The organism is Pantanalinema sp., assembly GCA_036704125.1.
GTDB lineage: Bacteria > Cyanobacteriota > Sericytochromatia > S15B-MN24 > UBA4093 > JAGIBK01.
Map to the genome: position 1 here is coordinate 20,083 of DATNQI010000082.1, position 21,909 is coordinate 41,991.

The following is a 21,909-nucleotide window of genomic DNA, read 5'->3' on the forward strand; positions in this document are numbered from 1 at the left end:
GGCGCGCACCGATGGAGACCCAGCTCGCGGCGCTCGAAGCCGCTCTGCGCCATGAGGCGGCGGCGTACCAGGTCCTGGTCAATCGCCTGCCCTTCAAGCTCGCGCTGATCCGCAAGAACCGCGTCGATCAGCTGGAGCATCTCACCCGGCAGGAGGAAGCGGATCTCGCTCGCCTGCTCGGCTTCGAGCGCGAGCGCCTCGAGAGCGTGCATGCGATCCTCGGGGCGCTCCCCGCGGGCACCGAGCCGTCGCTCGCGGGGATTCTCCCCCACCTGAGCGCTGATTGGCGCTCTCGCCTCGCCCCGCTCGGCGATCGCCTCCGGGATCTGGTCGGCGCCCTGCGCGAGGGCCACGAGACCTGCAGGGTGCTCCTCAAGGCGAGCCTCGAGTACGTGGACATCACCATGCAGCTGGTGAGCCGCACCGTGGCCAACGCTCAGCCCTTGCTGTACGGCGGTGCCGACGAGGAGACCCCCCTGCACTCCCCAAGCCTCTTGCTCGACCGGAGGGCCTGATGGACTATTCCCTTTACGGTCTGGGCGCCGCGTACCGCGGCATGGTCGCCGCCCAGGCGGCGCTCAACACCGTGGGCAACAACCTCGCCAACGCCAACACCGAGGGCTATTCGCGCCAGCGGGTCGAGCAGGTCCCGGCGGCCTCGATCATGCAGTACTCCTTCAACACGCCCGTGAGCCTTGCGCAGATGGGCGGCGGGGTGCAGGTGACCTCGATCAAGCGCGTGCGCGACGACTTCCTGGACATGCAGGTCCGCTACGAGACCGCCACGCTCGGGGCCAACGAGACCATGCGCGACCAGGTCAACCAGATCGAGGGCCTGTTCCAGGAGCCCGGAGAATACGGCCTCAGCGCGGTCATGACCAAGTTCTTCAACGCGTGGGATCAGCTCGCCGTCAAGGCGGATGACTCCGCGGCCCGCAGCGAGGTCCGCGAGCAGGGCGTGACGCTCGCCAACACCTTCAACGCCATGCACCGCAACCTGGTGCGCATGCGCGCCGACCTGGACGCGCAGATCCAGCGGCAGGTGGCCGACATCAACGGCCTCACCAGCCAGGTAAGCGCCCTCAACCAGCAGATCGCTGCTTCCGGGGCCCTGGGGACCCAGTCCAACTCGCTGATGGATCAGCGCGACGCCCTGCTGGAGAAGCTGTCCAAGATCACCAGCATCCAGACCAGCCTTCAGCCCGACGGCAAGATGTACGTCTACATGAAGGGCCGCGGCCTGGTGGACAGCGATCGCGCCGAGCTGCTTACGACTGCCGCCAACGCGGAGGGCAACCTCTCGGAGGTGGCCTTCCGCGGCGTGGTCATCCCCCCCATGGAGATCGGGGGCAGTCTCGGGGCGCTCTTCAGCGCCCGCGATGAGGTCATCGGCCGATCCAAGGCCGAGGCGCGGCCCGGCACCCCGGTGTTGCCCGATACCCCGAACGGCGTGCTCTACCAGCTCGACGTGCTCGCCAACGAGCTCGCCCAGAAGGTCAACGCCTACCACACGACCGGTACCGATCTCTCCGGGACCATGGCGGGGACCCCGTTCTTCGTCAATAACAACCCCTACGCCTCGGTTGCCGACAACACCTTCATCGGGGTCCAGGGTTTCCTGGTCAACCTGGACATCCAGAACGGCACGCCGGGCCTCGACAAGATCGTGGCGGGCCGCCCGACCGATGCGGCGCGCCCGACCGTGCCCGGCCCGGGCGACAACGAGATCGCCCAGAAGATCGCGAGCATTCGCTCGGAGGCGGGCTTCGGCCATCCGACCCAGACCCTCAGCGACTACTATCGCACCTTCCTCTCCAACCTGGGGGTGGTGGGACAGTCCGCCAATCGGACGGCCGTCAATCAGACCAACCTCATCGATCACCTGCACGACCAGCGGGAGTCGGTGTCGGGCGTCAGCTTCGACCAGGAGATGTCGGATCTGGTCCGCTACCAGCACGCCTACAACGCTTCCGCCAAGGTCCTCACCATGTTCGACGAGGTCCTGGATCGCCTGATCAACGGCGTGGCGCCGGGTCGCTAGACCTGATTCCACGCGAAGCACCTGCTGCACAGCGAAGGGACTGAACCATGCGCGTCACCAACAAGATGATCTCCGACAGCGTCTACCGCAACGCGGGCTCGCACCTCGAGAAGATGGCGGACCTGCAGGAGAAGCTCGCGAGCGGCAAGGCCATCAACAAGCCCTCCGACAACCCCAGCGCCGTCAACGTCGCGATGCTCCTTCGCAACACCCTCGCCGACCAGGATCAGTACGTCAGCAACCTCAAGCAGGTCGACACCTGGCTCGACACCGGCGATCAGACGATCGGCTCTGGGCAGACGGTCATGCTGCGCGCGCTGGAGCTTGCGACCCAGGGAGCCTCGGACACCGGGACCCCCGAGTCGCGCAAGGCCATCGCCCAGGAGGTGCGCGAGCTCCAGGAGCAGCTCCGAGGCATCGCCAACACCCAGCTCGCTGGGCGCTTCATCTTCGCCGGCTCCCAGACGCTCACCGAGCCCTACCCCAAGGGGGCTGCCCCCGATCCCACCAAGATCGACAACGTCGACGCCCTGACCGCCGAGATCGGCCCCGGCATCGCGATCCGCTACAACGTGACCGGCACGGAGGTCTTCGGGGCCACCACCGATCCCAACAGCGCCTTCAAGGTCCTCGATGACCTGGCGGTGGCCCTGGAGAGCGACGACGGGAAAACCACCGGGGCCCAGATCGATCGGATCAATGCGCGCATCGACACCATGTCGTTGCAGCGCGCCGGCCTGGGAGGCAAGAAGAACCGCTCGGAGCTGTTGGCCGAGCGCTACAGCGCCACCGAGGTCAGCCTGCGCGATCTGCTGAGCGCCAACGAGGAAGTGGACATGCCCAAGGTCATCTCGCAGCTGACCCTCTCCACCAGCGTCTACCAGGCCTCGCTGGCGGCGAGCGCCCGGATCGTCCAGCCCTCCTTGATGGACTTCCTCAAGTAAGGCGCCGGATGGGTTAGAATGGGGAGAGACCCCTTGAAGAGCTTGGAGCCCATGACCATCACCACCCGCCAGTTCGGTCCCATCGACTACTCGGAGGAGGCCGTGATCACCTTCCCCGAGGGGCTGCTCGGCTTCGAGCGGATGCATCGCTTTCTCTTGATCGACCAGCCCGAGATCGAGCCGCTGCGCTGGCTCCAGTCGATCGACGAGCCTCAGATCGCCTTCACCGTGATCGAGCCCGAGCTGGTATTCCCCACGTTCCGGGTCCGCCTCTCGGCGACCGATCGCGAGGGCCTCGGCCTCGGTCCCGGGAGCGAGCCGCGGGTGCTGGTGCTGGTGACGGTGCCGCAGGATCCCGCCGACATGACGGCCAACCTCCTGGGGCCCCTGGTCGTGCACCCCGACAAGAAGCTGGGCCGGCAGCTGGTACTCCACGATTCCGCCCTCGGCACCCGCGAACGTCTCATCCCCGGCGCGGCCAGCGCCGTCACCGCCTAGTCGCGTCAGGGGGACCCATGCTCGTCTTGAGCCGCAAACCCAACCAGAGCATCATGATCGGCGACGGGATCGAGGTGGTGGTCCTCGAGGTCAAGGGGGACACCGTCAAGATCGGCCTCAAGGCTCCGCGCGACGTCAAGGTCTACCGCCAGGAAGTCTACGCCGAGATCACGCGCGAGAACGCGCGCGCTGCCGCCGCCGTGGCCCCCGCCTTGGATGCCGCCCGGCTGCTTCAGCAGGCCCTCAAGAAGAAGGCGGAGTCGACCGAGCCGCCGAGCGCAACCTAGCCTGGCGACCACTTGAAAGCTTTTGCCCCCGGATGGTATAAAGAGGCGATGCCTTGCGCAGCGCCTACAGGCGTCCTCACGCGCTCGGCAGGCGTGCAGCGGCCAGGGATCGGCGCGGCGACGGGCACACGGACGGGTGCCCTGAGACAGGCCCCCAGCGACGGGGCGAGGACCGGCTTGAAGATCCGCCAATACACCGCGGCCACCATGCAGGAGGCCCGACTCAAGATCAAGATGGACCTCGGCCCCGACGCCGTGATTCTTCACACCCGATCCTTCAAGCGAGGCGGGGTCTTCGGCCTCTTCGCCAAGGAGATGGTCGAGGTCCTGGCCGCGGTGGATGCGCCCGACCCCGGCGGCTACCGCCTCAGCCCCCCCCTTCCGAGCCCCACCGGCCATACCCCGACGCTCGTCTCTACCATCGCCCCCGCCCTCCCTGTTACCGGGCCAAGCGAGCCGCCGCCGCCCAGCACGGAGGTGGCCGAGCTAAAAGAAGCGGTTGTCGAGGTCAAGCGCATGCTCGGCTCCATGGCCGAGCAACTGGGCACTGGCCGCGTCGAGTGGCCCGCCCCCTTCGCAGCCTTCTACAATCGCCTGGTTGCAAGCGAGCTTGCGCCGGAGCTCGCGCGCGCGCTGGTGACCAAGCTCGTCGAGAGCGGAGCCGCCGAGCCCACCCCCGAGGCGGTGCGCGCTCAGGAGTCGCTCATCGCGAGCTGGCTCTCCTGTTCGGGGGCGATCGCCCCACCCGAGTCGCTCGAGGCACGCCCCAAGATCGTCGCGCTGGTCGGACCCACCGGGGTTGGCAAGACGACCACCATCGCGAAGCTCGCCGCCAACTTCCGCCTCATCCAGCAGCAAGACGTCGTGCTGATCACGATCGACACCTACCGGGTGGCGGCTGTCGAGCAGCTGCGCACGTACGGCGACATCATCGGCATCCCGGTCGAGGTGGTGGTGACGCCGAGCGCTCTCAAGGACGCCATCGCACGCTACTCCGACAAGGACGTCATCCTGATCGACACGGCGGGCCGCTCGCCCTCCAACCGCATGCACCTGCACGAGCTGCGGGGCTTTTTGGACATCCCTCAGCCGCGGGAGGTGCACCTGGTCCTCTCGGCCACGACCAACCGCGCAAACCTCGAGCGGATCACCGAGGCCTTCGAGCCGGTCGGGGTCGATCGGGTGATCTTCACCAAGATCGACGAGACCGGCGCATTCGGGGCCATGCTCTCGGCGGCGCACACCTTCGCCAAGCCCCTCTCCTACCTCACGACCGGTCAGAGCGTTCCTGACGACATCCGGACCGCCGACGCGGCCGCGATGGCGCGCATGCTCACCGACGAGATGCTCGTATGATGGGCGATCAGGCCGAGCGCCTCCGCCAGCTGGTGCAGCGCGGCAAGGCCCCCGAGGTGCAGGTGACCCCCCCGATCCTGGTGCCGCTCACGACCGAGCAGGATTTGGAGACCGCCCGGAAGAGCGATGCACCTGAGGCGGTACCGGCGACAGAGCCGTCGCCGGCCGCACCGGCGCCGGAGGCTGCTGGCCTCCCGCCTGGGGTCTCGCTGCCCGTGCCCGAGCCCGGAGCGCGCTCGGGCCGCACCATCGTGATCACGAGCGGAAAGGGCGGCGTCGGCAAGACCAACGTCACCGTCAACCTCGCGCTCACCTTCGCGCGGCGCGGTCGCAAGACGATCCTCTTCGACGCGGACCTCGGCATGGCCAACGTGGACGTGATGATGGGCATTTCGCCCCAGTACTCCATCGCGGACGTCCTGAAGGGGCGAAAGCCCCTCCTCGAGGTGGTCCACTGGGTCAGCGACTACCTGGGCATCGTGCCGGGTGGCTCCGGCGTCTCGGAGCTCGCGAACCTGGAGCCCGCCCAGCTCGAAACGGTGCTGGCACAGCTGGCCACGCTGGAGTCCGCAGCCGAGATCATCCTGGTGGACACCGGGGCGGGCATCTCGCGCAACGTGGTGAACTTCGTGATGGCCGCCAGCGAGATCCTGGTGGTCACCACCCCCGAGCCCACGGCCATCACCGACGCCTACGGCATGATCAAGGAGATCGACGCGAACAACCCGTCGGCGACGGTACAACTGCTGGTCAACATGGCGGACTCGGAGGCCGAGGCGCGATCCGTCGCCGCCAAGCTCGCGATGATCGTCGAGCGGTTCCTGAGCGTCAAGATCCAGTACATCGGCTGCATCGAGCGCGACGGTCACGTGAGCCGCTCGGTCCTCATGCAGCAGCCCTTCACCCACGCCTATCCCAACTCCACCGCGACCCGGCGCCTCAATATCCTGGCCGGGACCCTGCTCGCCCAGAACGACGAGGGCAAGCCCAGCGGCGGCTTCTTCTCGCGCCTGGTGCATCAGATCTTCCGGAGCGGGCGTTCCTGATTTCATTCCTCACGAATTCCTCACGGTTTCGATCCCACTCTAGCAGATTACCTGCTTGCTGTTACCGATCCGCCGGATGAAGAATCCTCAAGGCGCCTGCGACGCATCCGATCTCGGAATGAAGAGCTTTTTTCTAAGCGCGTTAGGTGATTTTTCTGTGAAGTTGCCCGCGAATATGCTAAATTTTTTCTCCAATCGGTCGATTGAGTGTTATAGAGGGCTATCCCGGCGGGAACAAGGGAATAAGCAAATAAGCAAGAGTTCGGGCAAGGAGGCCCACGCCCCGGATCCGGGGCTCGCCACGATCCCCTCGGGTGAGGGGATGTATCTCTCCATTACGGAAGGAGCCGAAATGAAAAAGACTCTCGGAATGATCGCGCTCACCGGTGGCCTGGTGGCCGCTGGCTGCGCCATGCTGCCCACCACCGGTGCGAAGGCCCCTGCTGGCCAGCCCACCGCCGTTGGCCTCAGCGGCCCCGGCAGCGCCTACATCAACATGAACGGCGACCGCGGCATCCAGGCGATCGCCGGAGGTGCCAAGGAAGTAGTTGCCCGCGTCTATGAGGCGGATGCCACCTATGGCAGCGCGTTCGCCGCATCCGGCTCGGCCGCCGCGGTCATCGAGCAGTACCAAAGCAAGGTCCTGATGGCGACCGCCTCGGTCGTCTCGGGTACCGCCAACCTGGTCCTGCCCCCGCTGCCCGCCGGCAAGCATGTCATCAAGCTGGATGCCTACAAGTTCGCCGGCATGGTCGATGCGGCCGGTGCGGACACCGCGAGTGCCAGCACCAACCTGGTCGCTCAGTCCGAGGCCTACGTCCAGACGGTTGTCGGTCTGCCCTACAAGGCGACCTTCCCCCTGTTCATGACCTTCGCCACGACCGTCGACGCCTCGCCCTCGTCGGGCACTGCGACCCTGTCGGTGCAGGCGCCCGCCGTCGTGGCCGGCACCACCGGCCTCTTCCTGCGCATGGCGAACTGGAACTACTACGCGAACACCGCGTCCAACTCGCTGCGTCTGGTGATCACCCACCCGACCGCCTTCGCGGCCAACCTCGCGTCGGGCTCTGCGGGTACCTACGGCATCGGCGACGTGAAGGCTGCCAAGGGCTTTACGACCGGTTCGATCCCCGCCTGGAGCTGGACGAACGATCGCAAGTATCTGTACACTGACCTGACTTTCCTTGCGGCTTCGGCCAGTGAGTATGCGTCGAATTCCTACACGGTCAAGACCACCGGCTCGCTCTCGCTCTCGCTGCCCGCAGTCTTTGCTCCCTCGGGCTACAAGCTGACGGTCATCGATGCGGCCAGCGGCTCGTCGCTGGACGGCGGCTCGACCCTCAACTAAGGGAGAGTCAGGATGAAGAGGCGCTTTCTCCTCGTCCTCCTCGCAGGCTGCCTCTTGGCAGCCTGCGAGGAGGTCCCGACCGGAAACCTGCCTGCTAGCTCGGGGACGAACACGACCACGAACCAGCAGAACAACAATCAGACCGGTCAAACCGGCCAGACGGCGACCGGGAAGGACGCGGGCGGTACGATCGATGACGGCAAGGTCGTCATCCAGTTCCCCGATACTGCGGAATAGGTCAAGGCCCTCTTCCTGCTTGCAATCGAAGACCCCTCACGGCCCTGGCTGTGAGGGGTCTTCGAATTCGAACGGCGATTGTTCCACGACGCGAAACTGCCGGAACTTCGGCTCTGCGCTCACAGTGGGCGATTTGCATGTCGGTTTAGCGTCGTGTGAACAAACGTAAAAGCGAACAAGCATTCTCTGGGGCAAGGAGGCCCGCACTTCGCACGCTGATGCAACGATATCGATCAGTTCGAGCGTCGATCGAGCAAGTCTAGCTTTTGGTTGTAGGATCGAGCGGCATCCCAGGCCTCCTCGTATCCGACGATCGGGCCGCCGGAGCGCGCCAGGTAGGCGATGCCGGCGCCTGCTGCGGCCGCCAGGTCGACGGCCGACACTGCGAGCCAGGTGCGGGTGAAGACGCCGTCGGGTTTGCGCTGGTAGTTGGTGACGAACAAGCCCAGAAACACGGGGGCGAGGGCCAAGAGGCCGAGCGACGTCACGCCGAGGGCGGTTCGCGCGTTTTGCTCCGCCTTCACCTGGGGCATGAGCGAGGGGTGTGCCTCGAGTCGCTCCACCGCCTCGATGAAGCGATCGCTCGAGATGGGATGATCGCCCATTCGAAGGATATAATTGCCGTTGCCGGTGGGGGTGACGTTGACGTACTCGATGTCGCCGCTCACCTTGAGCTTCGGCAATCCCGAGGCTACGGCGAGGCCCGGCAGCTGAAGTTGCAGGGCGGTGAGCGCGAGGGTGGTCAATCCCAGTCGGGTCTGGTTTCTGCGTTGGCTCATGCTCTCTTAGTACCCTGTTTTGCGCCCAATGAAAAGGGCCCGCGGCCGCTGCGGCGGTCACGAGCCCTGGTATGAAGCGTGTCTTAGCTGTCCTGAGTCTTGCGGCGGCGGCTCTGGAGGAAGGCCCGGCCGTTGCGGACCGTCTGCAGCGAGCGGTTCACCTCGTTCTCGAGCTGCGCCAGGACCTGGTCGGCGTAACGCTCGGCCGAGGTCCGAAGCTCCATGGCCTCGCGCTGGGCGTTCGCGATGATCTGCTGGGCCTGGAGCTTGGCCTGCTGGATCTCCTGCGCGGTCGGGCTGATGAAGTCGGGCATGGGCATCGCCTCGCGCAGCGAGGGCTCCTTGGCGATGGGGGCCTCGACGACGGGCGAGCGCTCGGGCTCTATCCGGATCGGTTCGCGCAGCGAGGGCTCTTTGGTCTGAACGTCACGCAGCTCGGGGTGGAGGGCCAGCGCGGCCTTGCGAAGCGAGCTATCGAAGGCAGGGGCCTCCACGATGGGCTGGGGGATCGCTGCCGGCCGCTTCAGCGACTCCTCGCGCAGATCGGGCGGCAGGGTGCGCACGGCCGTCGGGGCGCTCACGGGATCCTGGGCGCCCACCTCGGCCTCCGAGGAGAGCAGCGATCGCACGCTCGTGGATACCGAGACCTTGGGCGCGGGGCCCCGGCCTGCGTCCTGTTGGTACTGGAGCACCAGGTCGCTGCCGTTGAGGCCGAGGAGCTTGGCGTACTGGCGGATGTACCCGTGGATGTAGACCGGAGCGGGCAGCTTCGCGATGTCGCCTTCCTCGAGCGCGACGAGATAGGGCAGCTTGATGTAGGTGCGCTGGGCCACCTCTTCGAGGGTGATCCCCTTGGCTTCGCGGGTCTGGCGCAGCGTCTGGCTGACGGATGACATCGGAAGGCTGGCTCCTCAGTGGTTTCGGGCAAACGGTTCCTTGATGGCGTCAATTCTAGCAGGGAGGCCCTCCCCTTCCAAGTCCTCGCGTGGCTCCAACGTGACTGTCGTCACATGTAAGCATGGAGAAATCGTCGTCATGAAGCGCGTTTTACCTCTTTGTTAAAAATCGTTGCGCGTCGTTTTCCCGCTGGTTTTCCGGGGAGCGGCGCTTGGTACAATAGGCCTGTCGCCCTTCACAGAGGTTGCCTCATGCTGCAAAGCCTGCGAATCGAGAATTTCATCCTGATCGAAGCCCTGGACCTCCAGTTCCACGAGGGGATCTGCGTGCTGACGGGCGAGACGGGCGCCGGTAAGTCCATCATCATCGACGCGGTGAGCGCCATTCTCGGCGGCAAGGCCGGGCCGGACACGATCCGGGCCGGAGCCAGCCGCGCGCGCCTCGAGGCGACCTTCAAGCTGGACCCGGTGGCGGCCCCCATCGCGACCTGGCTCGAGGCGGAGGGGATCGAGCCGGCCCTGGCCGGGGAGCTGCACATCTCGCGAGACATCACCCCCAAGGGCAGCCGGTGCCGCATCGAGGGGGTGCCCATCCCGCAGTCGGCCCTGCGCGAGCTCGCCGAGTCGCTGGTGGACATCCTGGGCCAGCACGAGCACACGCTGCTGACCCATGCTCGTGAGCACCTGACGCTCCTGGACCGCTTCGGCGGGCCGGATCTCGAGGCGCTGCGGGCTGAGGTGGGCGCGACCCACCACAAGCTGCAGGCCACCGCCCGCGAGATCACCGAGCTCACAGCGGCCGCCGTCGAGCGCGAGCGCCAGCGCGACTTCTGGCAGTACCAGCTCGCCGAGATCGAGGAGGCCGACCTGCGCTCCGAGACCGAGGAAGAGGAACTCAAGGCCGAGCGAGCGATCCTGGCCAACGCCGAGGACCTGCGCCACGACCTGGTCGGGATCCATCAGGCTCTCACCGCCGGAGAGGAGGCGCCCAGCCTGGTGGACGGCCTGGGCGACGTGATCGGCCGCCTGCGCTCGGCCGCCTCGGTGGACCCTGACCTTCGCGGGACGGTGGACTCCCTGGAGGACGCCCTTTCGGCGTTGCAGGAGGCAAGCCGCGATGTGCGCCGGCGCTTCGAGCGCCTGGAGGCGGACCCCGAGCGCCTGCGCGAGGTGGAGCAGCGCCTCGACACCCTGCGCGACCTGCTGCGCAAGTACGGGCCGACCCTCTCGGAGCTGTGGAGCTACCGCGATCGCATCCAGCAGGACCTGGAGCTCGCGGACACCGCAGGAGAGCGGATCGCCCGCCTCCACCGCGACCGCGACGTGCTGGAGGCGAGCCTCGAAAAGCTCGCCAAGGCCCTCTCCGAGGCCCGCGTCGCCGCCGCGGCCCGAATGGAGGCAGGCATGACCAAGGAGCTCGCCGACCTCGGGATGAAGGAGGCGCGCTTCAGCGTCGCCTTCCGCGCCCTGGCCTCCGTCGGGCCCGAGGGGGCCGAGACGGTGGAGTACCTGCTCGCGCCCAATCCCGGCGAGCCCCTCAGAGCGCTGGCCAAGACCGCCTCGGGCGGCGAGCTCGCGCGCCTGATGCTCGCCCTGAAGACGGTCCTGGTGCGCGGGGCCGCGACCCCCACCCTCATCTTCGACGAGGTGGACACCGGCATCTCCGGGCGTGCCGCCCAGGTGGTCGCCCAGAAGATCGCAAGCCTCGGGCACCGCTACCAGATCCTGCTCATCACGCACATGCCGGCCATCGCGGCCATCGCCGACTGCCATTGGCACCTGGAGAAGCGCACGGAAGAAGGGCGCACCCGCCTGCACGTCTCGCCGCTGGACGCCGAGGGCCGCGTCGCCGAGCTCGCGCACCTCGCCTCGGGCGACGCGAGCTCCGGGGCTGCCACCGACCATGCCCGCGAGCTGCTCTCGAAGGCCCACGCCTTCAAGGGGCAGGAGGTGGTCCGTTGAGCGAGAGCCGGATCCGGATCAGGCAGGGCGATCGCGAGCTGGAGCTTGCGGGGGACGCCGCCTTCGTCGCCGCCCAGCTGGATCGGCTCTGGCCCCTCGCCTTCGGCCAGGGGGCTCCCGTCGCATCCCCTTCTCCCTCCGGCCAGGCGCCTGACGACCGGCGCGTGAGCGCGACCTTCGCGGTCAAGAAGAACCTCTCGTTCGAGGCCTTCGCCGCCCTCAAGGACCCGACGAGCGATCGCGATCGCCTCCTGGTGCTCGCCTACTACCAGGAGAAGTACGCCGACCAGCAGGCCTATCCGGTCGCCGTCCTCGCCGAGGCCTGGGCGCTCGCCTGGCCCGAGCTGCCGTGGGACGAGGGGGTCTGGAAAGAAGCGGTCGAGGGAGGCTTCCTCCAGTGGCAGGAAGACGGGCGTCTGACGCTCAGCTTCGCCGGCGACCAGTACGTCCGGGACGGCCTCGCTTGACGGCTTGAGCCGATGACGATTGGGCGAAAGGCGCTAGCGGCGCCACGCCCGCTCCACTACAGTCGAACCGAATGCAAGGGACCATCCGGTACCGGATGCCCTGGAAGGAGGTCCGTCTGTGCGCGTGCGACCCCATCGCGCTGCCCTCTTCGCGCTGGCCGTCACCGTGGGCTCGATCGGTTGCAACCAGGCCCCTTCGAACGCGCCTCTTCCTCGGCAGGAGAGCGTCGTTCCCACCGAGAAGCCCGATTTCGTCGCCGCCCCGACCCCCAAGCCCAGCGGTCCCCCCGGCGTGAGGGCGGACTGGCCGAGCGTCATGGGCGGTCGCGGCAGCTACGTGGCCGACTTCGACGCGCCGAGCACCACCCTTTCGGACTGGAAGGACCCGCGCCAGGACGACGGCCACACCGCCTATCCCTGGCTCTACTCGGGCACCTGGAGCCTCGTGCCCTCCGTCGGGGGAGCCGCCTCCGGCAGCCTGCGGCTGGTGTCCGGCGGCGGTCGCGCCCTCGAGCACAACGACCTGCGTCCCCAGCCCTACCTCTCGTTTCGGCGCTACGCCGGCAAGGCCTTCGGCACCGACGACGGGCAGCTGCCCGCCCAGTACCGGGTGAGCCTGCAGGTGACGCCGATCGCCTCGCGCGAAGAGTTCTACCCGCCGGTCGGTGACCAGGGGACGCCCATCTACTACCTGGACCCCACCCACTACGTGGAGGTCCTCCTGAAGGCCAACACCTTCGAGGTCTGGGAGTGCAACGGGGGCGAGCCCCTCAAGTGGCGCGGCTGGCGCGAGCTCTACGGCGAGAGCGCCTCCCACTCGGCCGGCGTCCCCGTCACCCTCGGCGCCGAGGTCAACTCCAGCACCGGCACCATCCGGGTCTACTACAACGGGCAGTTCCGGCGCGAGGTCAAGAGCGAGATCGTCAAGCCCTACACCCACTACTTCGCCCTGCGCGGGGCGAGCAACCGGGTGCAGTTCGACAACCTCATGATCCAGGGATACTGACGCCGCTAGCTCAGGGCGCCCGAGCGCGCCCTGAGCTAGCGGGTGCTGATGCCGAAGGGCTGGTAGAGGGCGCAATAGCCGCTCAGGCCGGTGAGCCCGAGGACGCCGCCCGCGGCCCCCGCGGCGATCTGGCCGCCCTGCGGCATGCCGGTCGGATTGGCCGCGGCGAGGTAGACCAGGCCCGCGCCTGCGACGAGGCGAAGGGCGCGATCGAGCGTCCCCTCGTTCGCCTCCACCTTTGCCAGGCCGAGGAACATCAGGGGCTGGTTCGGGGCGTTGTCCCACGGGGCCACCCCCCACGCGAGGGGGCGCTCGGCGGGCATGGCGATGGTGTCGGCCATCGCGGGGGCGGCCATGGCCCCCAGGGCGAGCAGGCCGACGATCAACTGTTTTACCATGGGGGGTATCCTCCTTCATCGCGGTGCGGGAAAGCGTTGTGACGCCGCGATCTCCATGATTATAGAGGTTGCCGCCGGTCGCATCCGAAGATAATACGCAATAGGACGATCGGTCGTGGATCGGCTCTCTGACTAGCGCCGCATGAGGCGGTCCAGCAGCCGGATGCCCCCCACCAGTATGTTGGAGGCCCCCTGCAGGAGCATGAGCAGCCCTCGCAGCGGCAGGTTCAGGAGCCACTCCAGCTTCGCGCCCGCCTGGTCCATCGCCCCCATGGCCTTCTCAACCCCGTCGCCGGTCTTCTGGAGGCCGGTGGTGAGCTGGCTCTTCACCTTGGCGGACTGCTCATGGAGGGCCGAGGTGCGGTAGGTGGCCTTGACCTGGTACAGGCTGCGCTCCAGCTCCTGCCAGAAGTCGCCGGTCCTCGGCTGCGAGAGGCTCTCCTGCACCCGGGGCAGCGCCGCCTGGAAGGTCTGGAGCATCTGCTCCAGGACCCTCGGATCGGCCTTGCGGATGGCGGTCTGGAGGAACAGGTAGTGGCTGCGCGAGGTGGGGGTGTCGCTGTACTGGGCGATGATGCCGCAGACGGCGCCGTCCTCGCGCGGCACGAAGTACATGGCGATCGCCGCCAGCACCCGGGTGAGGCCGTACATCTTCTCGTCGGCCTCCATGAGGGCGCGGGGGATGAGGTCCCGGAAGATCAGCTCCATGGAGGGATCCACCGGCCGCAAAATCGCGCCTCCCTGGGCGACCTCCTGCATGGGCAGCATGGGGAAGTTGAAGGCGGCGCCCACCGGCGACTGGCCGAGCTCCTTGCAGAAGCCGGCTTTCCAGACGATGCCCTGGACGTTGAAGGTGACGACGCGCGATCGCTTCGCCAGCTTCTGGATCATCAGGGCGTCGTTTCCCTCGGCCTCGCGAACCGAGGGGCCGAGGGCGCTGTTCAGCTGAGCGGTCGTCTTGTTGACGCGCTGGTAGGCGGCCTGGATGTAGGGGTCGCCCGGGGCGAGCTGCATGTCCGCGAGGTCGTCGGGATTGGCGGGCAGCCTGGGCGTCGGGGGCACGACCGGCCGTGCCGAGTCCGTTTCGGGACGCGCGCGCCGGCGCGGGTCGCGCGGCTGGTTGGGCATGGGCTCCCCCCCCTTTGCGTGCTTAGAGCATCTAACAAAACCAGGCCTGTGTCGATTATTGGCCGCCACAGGCGGCTTGGAGGAACAGTTTTGTTAGACGCCCTAGCTGGGTTTACGGTGCAGGTTGCGCGTCACCGAGAACAGGCTCCCGACGGCTCCGATGCCCATTCCGATCGCGGCGAGGTAGCCGACGATTCTGAGCGTCTCCACGGGGTCGGCGGAAAGCGGGATGAAGGGGAAGAGCTCCTGGAGCTTGCTCACCACGAAGATGCGCCAGCTGAACAGCACCGCCGCCGTGATGGCCGCCCCGGCGAAGCCGAAGAACATCCCTTCCAGGATGAAGGGCCAGTGGATGAAGCCTTCGCTCGCCCCCACCAGCTGCATGATCTCGATCTCGCGCCGGCGGTTCTGGACCGCGAGGCGGATGGTGTTGCCGATGACCGCGAGCGTCGCCATCAAGAGCAGGCCGGTGACGACGAGGCCCAACAGCTGGGTGAAGCCCGCGATCTGCTGGATCTTGGCGAGCAGCTCGCGCCCGTACTTGAGGTCCTCGACCGCCGAGAGCTTCGAGATCCGCTCGGCGACGGCCGGGGTGGCGTCAGGGTCGGTCATCTTGACCCGCAGGGTGTTGGGCAGCGGGTTCTCGACCAGGTTCTCGAAGCGGAACTCCGACTGCATCTCGCTCTGGAGGTTCTTCCATGCCTCCTCGCGGGTGATGAGGTCCACCGAGGCGACATCCGGCAGCTGGCGGATGAGCGAGGCCGTCGCGTTGGGGCCCGCGTCGTCCCTGAGGAAGACCATGATCTCGATCTTGGAGCCGACCGAGCGCGCCAGGGCGTTGAGGTCCTCCGAGAGCAGCCAGAAGCCGCCCAGGATCGAGAGCGAGACCGCCATGGTCACGATCACCACCCAGCTCATCCAGAGCGAGCGGGTGATCGAGGCGAGGGCTTCCTCGCAGATGAATTCGAACTGTCGCCAGAGGCGCTTAATTGACTCCAACCGAGTAGACTCCCTTCGCCTGGTCCAGGACCAGGCGCCCGTTATCGATGGTGACGACGCGGCGCCGCATGTTGTCGACGACCAGCTTGTTGTGGGTGGCGACCACGACCGTGGTGCCGTGCATGTTGATCTTGGTCAAAAGCCGCATGATCTCCCAGGACGTCTCGGGGTCCAGGTTGCCCGTCGGCTCGTCCGCCAGCAAGAGCGGGGGGGTGTTGACGATGGCGCGCGCGAGGCAGACCCGCTGCTGCTGGCCCCCCGAGAGCTGGTGGGGCAGCGCGTCCGAGTAGTCGCGCAGGCCGACCAGGTCCAGCGAGGACCTGACCCGCTTCTCGAGCTCGTTGCGGGCCGTGCCCTGGATCTTGAGGGCGAAGGCCACGTTCTCCCGGACCGTCCGCTGCGGCAGGAGCTTGTAGTCCTGGAACACCACCCCGATGCGCTGGCGCAGGGTCGAGAGCTGGCGGTGGGGCAGGCGGCTCACGTCCACCCCCCCCACCATGATCTGGCCCGAAGTGGGGAGCTCGGATCGGTAGAGCAGCTTGAGCAGCGTGGACTTGCCCGCGCCGGAAGGCCCGACCAGGAAGACGAACTCGCCGCTCTGGACCTCGAGGTTGAGGCCGACCAGGGCCTTGACCCCGGTGGGGTAGATCTTTGAAACCTGCTTGATCCGAATCACGCCCGGTTCTCTCCTAACTTCTCGCTCAAGACCAGCCAAGCGAAGCGGGGCAGCGTCGCGCTCATGCGCCTCCAGCGCCAGGGCTCCTGGATGAGGCGGAAGAGCCATTCGAGGTGAAGGCGCCTGAAGGCCAATGGCGCCCGCTTGACCCGATCCGCGAGCACGTCGAAGCTGCCGCCGACCCCCATCGCGACGGGGACCCCGAGGAGCGCCTGGTGTTCTTGGATCCACTTCTCCTGCCGGGGCACGCCGAGCGCCACCAGCAGCACGTCGGGCCGCGCCGCGCGGATCTCCTCGAAGATGGCGCCCTCCTCTTCCGGAGCGAAGAAGCCCGAGCGGACACCGGCGATTTCAAGGCCCGGGTAGCGCGCCGTCAGCGTCGCGGCGGCCGTGGCGGCGACCCCCTCGCCCGCCCCGAACAGGTACATGCGCTTGCCGTTTGCCGCGCACCACTCGGCCATGTGGCCCACGAACTCGACCCCGGCGAGCTTCTGGACCGGCCGGCCCTGGCGCCGGATGGCCCAGACCACCCCCGAGCCGTCGGGCAGGACCAGCCCCGCCCCGCGCAGGACGTCGCCCAGCTCGGGGTCCGCCATGCCCTGGATGGCCATCTCGGCGTTGATGGTCACCACCTGCAGCGGCTGGGCGGGTGTGGCCGCCTGGACCCGCGCGATCGCGTCGTCGACGCCGAGCGGATCGATCGGAAAACCGAGGACGTTGACTCTCACGTTATACCCCCCTGCCGGGCGCATCAACCGCGCCGGCGGCCCTCGGCAGGCCGAGAAGCGCCTCGATCGCCTCGAAGTTGAGCCGCGCCTTGGCGCGCCAGGTCTCGCTCACTCCTGCCATCAGCGCCGCGCGCGCCTCGCGCGCGCTCCACGCCGAGCGCAGCAGGTCCTCGAAGCTGCGGGCGTCGTCCAGGTCGCTGAGGCTGGGGACCGCCGGGAAGTTCCACTGGCTGCACAGGTGGGCCACCTTGGGGTCGTAGACCAGGCCCAGGGCCGGCACCCCCGAGGCGGCGGCCATGATGAGCGCGTGAAGGCGCATGCCGACCACGAGGTCCATCCGGCCGATGAGCCCCATCATCTCGGCGGGGCTCAAAGGGGTCTTGAGCTGGGCGACGGGCGCGTGGTGCCCCTCGGGGCGGTATTCCAGGCAGGCGCGCAGCTCCTCGGTGATCCGCCCGTCGCCGGGCAGCTGGAACGGAAGGAGCACCACCTGGGCGTCGTGGTCGACGGCGACCTGGGTGAGGGCGCTGGTGAGGACCTTGAACTGGCGCTCGTACCAGGTATGCCAGGGACGCAGGGCGACCGCGATGGTGGGTCGGCCGGGCTCGATGCCGATGGCCTCCGCGATCGCGTCGATGCGCGCGGAAGGCGCGCTCTCGAGGCACAGCACCGGATCGGCCGCGAGGGTGAGGCGATCCTTTCGGATGCCGAGCTCGCGCAGGAGGTCGTAGCTCGCCTGATCCCGCACGGTCAGGGCCCTGGCCGAGGAGAAGGCGAAGCGGGTCAGCATGCGGCTCAGGGGCTGGCTGAGCGGGCCGACCCCCTGGCCGAAGACCATGTTGGGCACGCCCAGCAGGCGCGCCATGGTCATCAGGCCGCCGTAGTAGGGGACCGAGACGAGGCCCGTCACGTCCTGCATGAGGCCGCCGCCGCCGCTGAGGAAGAGGCTCGCCCCGCGCAGCTCGCGGGCGATCGCCTTGAGGTCCAGGCGGGAGACGGCGCGCACGCCGAAGGCCGCCTCGGTCTGCTCGGGGTTTGCCGACAGCACGACGAGCTCGCAGCGCTGGCCCAGCTGCTGGACGATGGTCGCGAGGATGGCCTCGTCTCCGAGGTTGCCGAAGCCGTAGTAGCCTGAAACGACGATCCGGTGCAATAGTCTCTCCTGCCCCGATCCGGGTGCCGAGCGTTCGCCGGGGCTCTTACCCGTCAAAGACACAATTGTACCAGGATTAGAGCGCCTGACGAAACTGTTCCTGCCAGCCGCCCTCGGCGGCCAGAGGCTATCTCCTGCCTGGTTTTGTCAGGTACCCTTGAAGCGCCCTGTTCAGCTCTCCATCAACTGCTGAGCGAGCGCTGCGCTCACGGCCTGCACGTCGCAGAAGCCCAGCTGGATGAGCACCTGGCCCAGCATGTGTCCGGTGACGGTCTGCTCGGCAAGCGCCACCTGCAGCTGCTCGGGAGACAGGGCGCCGCGCTCGAGCAGGATCCGGCCCAAGCGGGTCTCCTGCAGCTTCAGGCGCAGGGTCTCGCGGACCTGCTCGGCCGTCACGAGCCCCAGCTCGACCAGGATCTCGGTGAGCTGCCGCTCGGGCTGGGCAGCGAGCACCGAGAAGGCCCGCTCCAGCCCCGCGTGGTCGATGAGCCCGCGACGCAGGAAGATGGCGCCGGTTCGCTTCTCGGCGCTCTGCTGGGCGAGGGCCCAGTCCACGACCTCGGCCGTGGAGGCGCCCGCCTCGATCAAGAGCTCGCCGAGCATTCGTCCGGCCCGGGTCTGGGCCTCGAGCGCCGCTTGAAGGTCCGTGAGCGCGATCGCCTCGATCCTTAGCAGGATCTGCCCGAGCCGGGCGTCGCGCAGCTGCTCCTTGAGGGCCGCGTCCACGGCCTCGAAGGTCGTGAGGCCCATCTCGACCAGGCTCTCGCCGAGCTTCTGGCCGGGAGTCCGCTGCGCGAGGGCGGCCTCCAGGTCCTCTTGGCCAAGGGCGCCGGCGCGGATCAAGAGGGCGCCGAGGCGGGTGTCTTCGGTGGGCTCCAGGCGGTTGCTCATGCGCTCCTCGCTGCAGTGGGGCGGAATGGGCTCAGTTTATCAGCCGCTTCTTCGGGCCACAACTCCGGCCCCTCGCAAATGGTACAATGCCCCCATGCGCCCGCGTCACACCATCGCCGTCGCCCTTGCTGCGACCATCCTCATGCTCGGTGCCTCAGCCGGCTACGCCGACGTCCCCGATGACAAGTCCGGGCGCGTGCGCGAGTACAAGGAACGCCACTTCGAGCTGACCACCCCGTCGAGCCACAGCTACGAGATCCGGCAGGGCGAGGGCACCGCCTCGGTGAGGGTGGGCGATCGCGCCCTCGTCGAGCGCACCGACGATCAGGAGCTCAGCGAGCGCCTTGTTGGCGCCGAGCGCACCCGCGCAGCCTGGCAGCTTGCCTGGGGAGTGGCCATCCCGCTAGGCCTGTTCGTCTTCTACGACAACTTCCTGGGCAAGCCGCGCCCGACAGGGGAGGGCCTGTCCCAGCTGCCTGCCCCGGTCGTCTCCTTCTATCCGGGCAATGACCTTCGCTCGTATGCGATCGCAGCCCTCGGCGCGGTGGCCGCGGGCTACGGGGCCGGCAACGTGGGCTCCTGGGCCGCCGAGCGATTCGGCTGGGCGTTCCCCAACCTGCTCTCCCAGGACGACGCCAAGCGCGGCGTCAAGCGGGCAAATGATCGCCTGCTCGACGAGCTCGCCCTGGTGCCCGCGGACCTGCTGGCTGCGAGCACCAGCGTCGCGACCGCAGAGACGACCGAGAGCGCCAGCGCCTCCGCTACCCTCCGGGGGGAGACCGGCAGCGCCGCCCACTACCTCGAGAAGGCCGCCTCGACCCTGCACAACCAGCGGGGCGAGGGCTATCGCCTCTACCTGGTCTACACCAAGGACCTCGCCGACAAGTCCGGCAAGCTCCAGAACGGCAGCTGGCGCTACCTCTTCTACAACTCCCAGAAGCTCGAGGCGATGGAGGTCGCGGTGCCGATCTTCGGGGCGAGCCCGACGGTGGGCCCCGCGCCGGACGCCTTCAAGGAGTGGCGGACCGGGACCAACCTGGCCGACACCTGGAAGGTCGACAGCCCCAAGGCCATGACCGATCTCCAGAACGCCCTGGTCGAGCGCGGGGTGCCCTGGCTCACCGAGGACACGACCATGATCCTCTATCCGCGCTACGGCAACTTCCAGACGCCCATCTGGCTGCTGGATCAGGGCCAGGGTCCCCTGTCGCTCGGCGTGGGGATCGACGCGGCCTCCGGCCTCGTGGTCGATCTCAAGCAGGCGGGACTGGGCCTCGGCGCCGGCATGAACCCGGGCGGCGGCAAGTAAGATAAAGCTTCAATTAAGCTTTGGCGAGGGATCGTCAGCATCCCCCTCCCCGGCGCGACAACTCCCACTGGAGCCCGATCCTTCTTTGCGCGAGGCTGTTGCCCATGGCCATCCGATCGAATCCGACCGTCCTTCGCTCGCCCGTTCGCCCGGCCTCCTTCGCCGCGCCGGTCGCCGCTCAGGGGGACGTGACGCCGGCCCTTCCCGCCAAGAGCGACGCCCCTGCGCTGCCCGACCCCGGCAAGGCCAAGGCGCTCGCCGATCTGGTGATGCACCCGATCAAGACGGTGAAGGCGGCCTTCGACTGGGGCAAGAACATCCTCTCTTTCGATCGCCTGGGAGCCATCACCCCCGCGAACGCGCCGCAGGCCCAGGCGACGCTCGGAGCGGCGGATCAGGCCCTGGGGAGCCTCGCCAAGCTCTTCCCCTTCATGTTTCGCGCCGTTGATCGGCGGGCGGCCCAGGCGGTGACGCAGCTGCGGCCCGGCATCGAGCAGGGGCTTTCGGAGCGCAGCCTGCACGGCATCAACATCGTCTGGCCGGTGGGCGGCTCCAACCTCTCGGCCCTGAAGGAGCTGACCGCCTTCGAGCGCGTTTTCGCGAACGCGCCCGATGCGACGGTCCAGAAGGCCCTCAGCGGCATCTCCGAGATCAACGTGCAGCGGCTGAGCCTCTGGGACGTGGCGAACCCGATCAAGCGCCAGGCCGCGACCCTCGTCATCCAGCGCCCCCTCACCTGGCTCCCCGGACAGAAGTCGGTCGAAGAGAGCATGAGGGCCTATCTCGATGCCCAGGGTACCGTCAAGGCCGCGATCTAGACGAGCCGCAGCGTGCGGACCCCCGCCCAGACCCCGGCGTTCTTGAGGCGCTCGGTCTCCTCGCCGAGGAAGTCGTCGTCGGTGGCTCGGCGCTCGAAGCGCTGGAAGCGGTTCTCCATCTCGCCCGACTCCAGCTTCATCATGGGGCGGTAGCGGTAGCCCAGCGACACCAGCTTGTGCTTGAGTAGCTGCGAGGCCACGGTCTCGGCGCCGCGGAAGCGAGTTTCGAGCAGAAAGCGCGTTCCCATATTCCCTCTCCTGGCGTGATGCGGCCAGAGGCGTTATACCCCGGCAAGCACGAAAAAAAAGAGAGACGGGTCCGTGGACCCGCCTCCGTCGAGTGGAGGTAAGCGGATTCGAACCGCTGACCTCTGCAGTGCGATTGCAGCGCTCTACCAACTGAGCTATACCCCCGCGACATTGCTGAGTGTCGCAGAGGACGCCAGCCTTGTCAAGCTTGGCCTCTCGTCGCGAGGCGTTTCAACCCTTCCAAGCGACGCGGAAGATGATGGAGCTGCGAAAAGGCGGGTCGCGCTCGAGCGCGACCCGCCTTTGGAAACCTGGAATTCAGTGGAGGATAGCGGATTCGAACCGCTGACATCCTGCTTGCAAAGCAGGCGCTCTACCAGCTGAGCTAATCCCCCGCAGAACACGAGAAAGTGGGCAATACTGGATTCGAACCAGTGACCTCACCCTTATCAGGGGTGCGCTCTAGCCAACTGAGCTAATCGCCCGAGAAATCGATCGGTTGTACTCAAGGTCTCCAAGCCAATTCCCCACATCGCTGCGGGGATCGAGCCGAGGGCCTTGACGACTAGATAGCGAATGAGCCGCTGGGTCATTACCCAGCCTGAGAGTAGAAAGTGCGGGTCTTGTATCAACCTGGTTCGACATATGGGGTTTCGCGCTGAGGCAAACCCCGTGTCTCCCTAGAAAGGAGGT

General features: G+C 67.5%; 24 protein-coding genes and 3 tRNA genes. 14 read left to right on the top strand and 13 right to left on the bottom strand.

Translation table 11 applies throughout. The features are described 5' to 3' along the window. The first annotated feature begins 11 nt into the window (after window positions 1-11). From flgN to V6D00_13160, 9 genes are all read left to right on the top strand, one after another. Entirely contained in the window at window positions 12-515 is a 504-nt protein-coding gene (gene flgN / locus V6D00_13120) for a flagellar export chaperone FlgN (GenBank protein HEY9900115.1), read from the top strand. Then, entirely contained in the window at window positions 515-2,041 is a 1,527-nt protein-coding gene (gene flgK, locus V6D00_13125; GenBank protein HEY9900116.1) for a flagellar hook-associated protein FlgK, read from the top strand. The genes flgN and flgK overlap by 1 nt, the downstream gene beginning before the upstream one ends. A 47-nt stretch (window positions 2,042-2,088) precedes the next feature. Next, complete coding sequence (flgL, locus tag V6D00_13130; protein HEY9900117.1) at window positions 2,089-2,985, top strand: flagellar hook-associated protein FlgL; 897 nt, start codon at window positions 2,089-2,091, stop codon at window positions 2,983-2,985. A gap of 51 nt (window positions 2,986-3,036) precedes the next feature. After that, on the top strand, window positions 3,037-3,483 hold the full coding sequence (locus V6D00_13135) for a flagellar assembly protein FliW (protein HEY9900118.1): 447 nt from the start codon (window positions 3,037-3,039) through the stop codon (window positions 3,481-3,483). Between the two features lie 17 nt (window positions 3,484-3,500). Continuing rightward, window positions 3,501-3,770: a carbon storage regulator CsrA gene (csrA, locus tag V6D00_13140; protein HEY9900119.1), complete on the top strand. Its 270-nt coding sequence runs from the start codon at window positions 3,501-3,503 to the stop codon at window positions 3,768-3,770. Between the two features lie 177 nt (window positions 3,771-3,947). Beyond that, window positions 3,948-5,126, top strand: a complete 1,179-nt coding sequence (flhF, locus tag V6D00_13145) for a flagellar biosynthesis protein FlhF (protein ID HEY9900120.1) — start codon at window positions 3,948-3,950, stop codon at window positions 5,124-5,126. Further along, window positions 5,126-6,172 (top strand): MinD/ParA family protein, encoded by a 1,047-nt coding sequence (locus V6D00_13150; protein HEY9900121.1) that lies wholly within the window; start codon window positions 5,126-5,128, stop codon window positions 6,170-6,172. The genes flhF and V6D00_13150 overlap by 1 nt, the downstream gene beginning before the upstream one ends. A 352-nt stretch (window positions 6,173-6,524) precedes the next feature. Then, window positions 6,525-7,520, top strand: a complete 996-nt coding sequence (locus tag V6D00_13155) for a hypothetical protein (protein ID HEY9900122.1) — start codon at window positions 6,525-6,527, stop codon at window positions 7,518-7,520. 12 nt (window positions 7,521-7,532) lie between these two features. Then, window positions 7,533-7,757 carry a hypothetical protein gene (locus V6D00_13160; GenBank protein ID HEY9900123.1) on the top strand — a complete coding sequence of 75 codons (225 nt, stop codon included), beginning with the start codon at window positions 7,533-7,535 and terminating at the stop codon, window positions 7,755-7,757. Window positions 7,758-7,990: 233 nt separating this feature from the next. Here V6D00_13160 and V6D00_13165 read toward each other — a convergent pair whose 3' ends face one another. Together V6D00_13165 and V6D00_13170 are read right to left on the bottom strand one after the other, a co-directional pair. Beyond that, complete coding sequence (locus V6D00_13165; protein ID HEY9900124.1) at window positions 7,991-8,536, bottom strand: hypothetical protein; 546 nt, start codon at window positions 8,534-8,536, stop codon at window positions 7,991-7,993. 83 nt (window positions 8,537-8,619) lie between these two features. Further along, window positions 8,620-9,432, bottom strand: a complete 813-nt coding sequence (locus V6D00_13170; GenBank protein HEY9900125.1) for a helix-turn-helix domain-containing protein — start codon at window positions 9,430-9,432, stop codon at window positions 8,620-8,622. Between the two features lie 252 nt (window positions 9,433-9,684). Between V6D00_13170 and recN the strand changes: the two genes are divergently transcribed. The 3 genes from recN to V6D00_13185 all read left to right on the top strand — a co-directional run bounded on the left by recN (window position 9,685) and on the right by V6D00_13185 (window position 12,867). Then, entirely contained in the window at window positions 9,685-11,394 is a 1,710-nt protein-coding gene (gene recN / locus V6D00_13175; GenBank protein ID HEY9900126.1) for a DNA repair protein RecN, read from the top strand. Then, window positions 11,391-11,861, top strand: a complete 471-nt coding sequence (locus tag V6D00_13180) for a hypothetical protein (GenBank protein HEY9900127.1) — start codon at window positions 11,391-11,393, stop codon at window positions 11,859-11,861. Before recN ends, V6D00_13180 begins: the two co-directional genes overlap by 4 nt. 124 nt (window positions 11,862-11,985) lie before the next feature. Next, complete coding sequence (locus V6D00_13185; GenBank protein HEY9900128.1) at window positions 11,986-12,867, top strand: hypothetical protein; 882 nt, start codon at window positions 11,986-11,988, stop codon at window positions 12,865-12,867. Between the two features lie 35 nt (window positions 12,868-12,902). On the opposite strand, the gene V6D00_13190 is transcribed toward V6D00_13185, so the two are convergent. The 7 genes from V6D00_13190 to V6D00_13220 form a co-directional block, all read right to left on the bottom strand. After that, complete coding sequence (locus V6D00_13190; GenBank protein HEY9900129.1) at window positions 12,903-13,265, bottom strand: DUF2892 domain-containing protein; 363 nt, start codon at window positions 13,263-13,265, stop codon at window positions 12,903-12,905. A gap of 132 nt (window positions 13,266-13,397) precedes the next feature. Next, window positions 13,398-14,393, bottom strand: coding sequence for a hypothetical protein (locus V6D00_13195; protein HEY9900130.1), 996 nt, complete (start codon window positions 14,391-14,393; stop codon window positions 13,398-13,400). Window positions 14,394-14,495: 102 nt separating this feature from the next. Beyond that, window positions 14,496-15,392 (bottom strand): permease-like cell division protein FtsX, encoded by an 897-nt coding sequence (gene ftsX / locus V6D00_13200; GenBank protein HEY9900131.1) that lies wholly within the window; start codon window positions 15,390-15,392, stop codon window positions 14,496-14,498. Further along, window positions 15,379-16,068, bottom strand: a complete 690-nt coding sequence (ftsE, locus tag V6D00_13205; GenBank protein ID HEY9900132.1) for a cell division ATP-binding protein FtsE — start codon at window positions 16,066-16,068, stop codon at window positions 15,379-15,381. The genes ftsX and ftsE overlap by 14 nt, the downstream gene beginning before the upstream one ends. Next, on the bottom strand, window positions 16,065-16,796 hold the full coding sequence (locus V6D00_13210) for a WecB/TagA/CpsF family glycosyltransferase (GenBank protein ID HEY9900133.1): 732 nt from the start codon (window positions 16,794-16,796) through the stop codon (window positions 16,065-16,067). The genes ftsE and V6D00_13210 overlap by 4 nt, the downstream gene beginning before the upstream one ends. Window position 16,797: 1 nt before the next feature. Then, window positions 16,798-17,949 carry a polysaccharide pyruvyl transferase CsaB gene (gene csaB, locus V6D00_13215; GenBank protein ID HEY9900134.1) on the bottom strand — a complete coding sequence of 384 codons (1,152 nt, stop codon included), beginning with the start codon at window positions 17,947-17,949 and terminating at the stop codon, window positions 16,798-16,800. A 171-nt stretch (window positions 17,950-18,120) separates the two neighbouring features. Then, entirely contained in the window at window positions 18,121-18,840 is a 720-nt protein-coding gene (locus V6D00_13220; GenBank protein ID HEY9900135.1) for a hypothetical protein, read from the bottom strand. A 94-nt stretch (window positions 18,841-18,934) separates the two neighbouring features. Between V6D00_13220 and V6D00_13225 the strand changes: the two genes are divergently transcribed. Together V6D00_13225 and V6D00_13230 are read left to right on the top strand one after the other, a co-directional pair. Then, window positions 18,935-20,149 carry a hypothetical protein gene (locus V6D00_13225; protein HEY9900136.1) on the top strand — a complete coding sequence of 405 codons (1,215 nt, stop codon included), beginning with the start codon at window positions 18,935-18,937 and terminating at the stop codon, window positions 20,147-20,149. Window positions 20,150-20,253: 104 nt separating this feature from the next. After that, window positions 20,254-20,967, top strand: a complete 714-nt coding sequence (locus tag V6D00_13230) for a hypothetical protein (protein ID HEY9900137.1) — start codon at window positions 20,254-20,256, stop codon at window positions 20,965-20,967. Here V6D00_13230 and V6D00_13235 read toward each other — a convergent pair. The 4 genes from V6D00_13235 to V6D00_13250 all read right to left on the bottom strand — a co-directional run bounded on the left by V6D00_13235 (window position 20,964) and on the right by V6D00_13250 (window position 21,701). Next, window positions 20,964-21,215, bottom strand: coding sequence for a hypothetical protein (locus tag V6D00_13235; GenBank protein ID HEY9900138.1), 252 nt, complete (start codon window positions 21,213-21,215; stop codon window positions 20,964-20,966). The genes V6D00_13230 and V6D00_13235 overlap by 4 nt on opposite strands. A gap of 93 nt (window positions 21,216-21,308) precedes the next feature. Further along, window positions 21,309-21,381: transfer RNA gene (locus V6D00_13240), tRNA-Ala, on the bottom strand. 157 nt (window positions 21,382-21,538) lie between these two features. Next, window positions 21,539-21,611: transfer RNA gene (locus tag V6D00_13245), tRNA-Ala, on the bottom strand. 16 nt (window positions 21,612-21,627) lie between these two features. Further along, window positions 21,628-21,701: transfer RNA gene (locus tag V6D00_13250), tRNA-Ile, on the bottom strand. Between the last annotated feature and the right edge of the window lie 208 nt (window positions 21,702-21,909).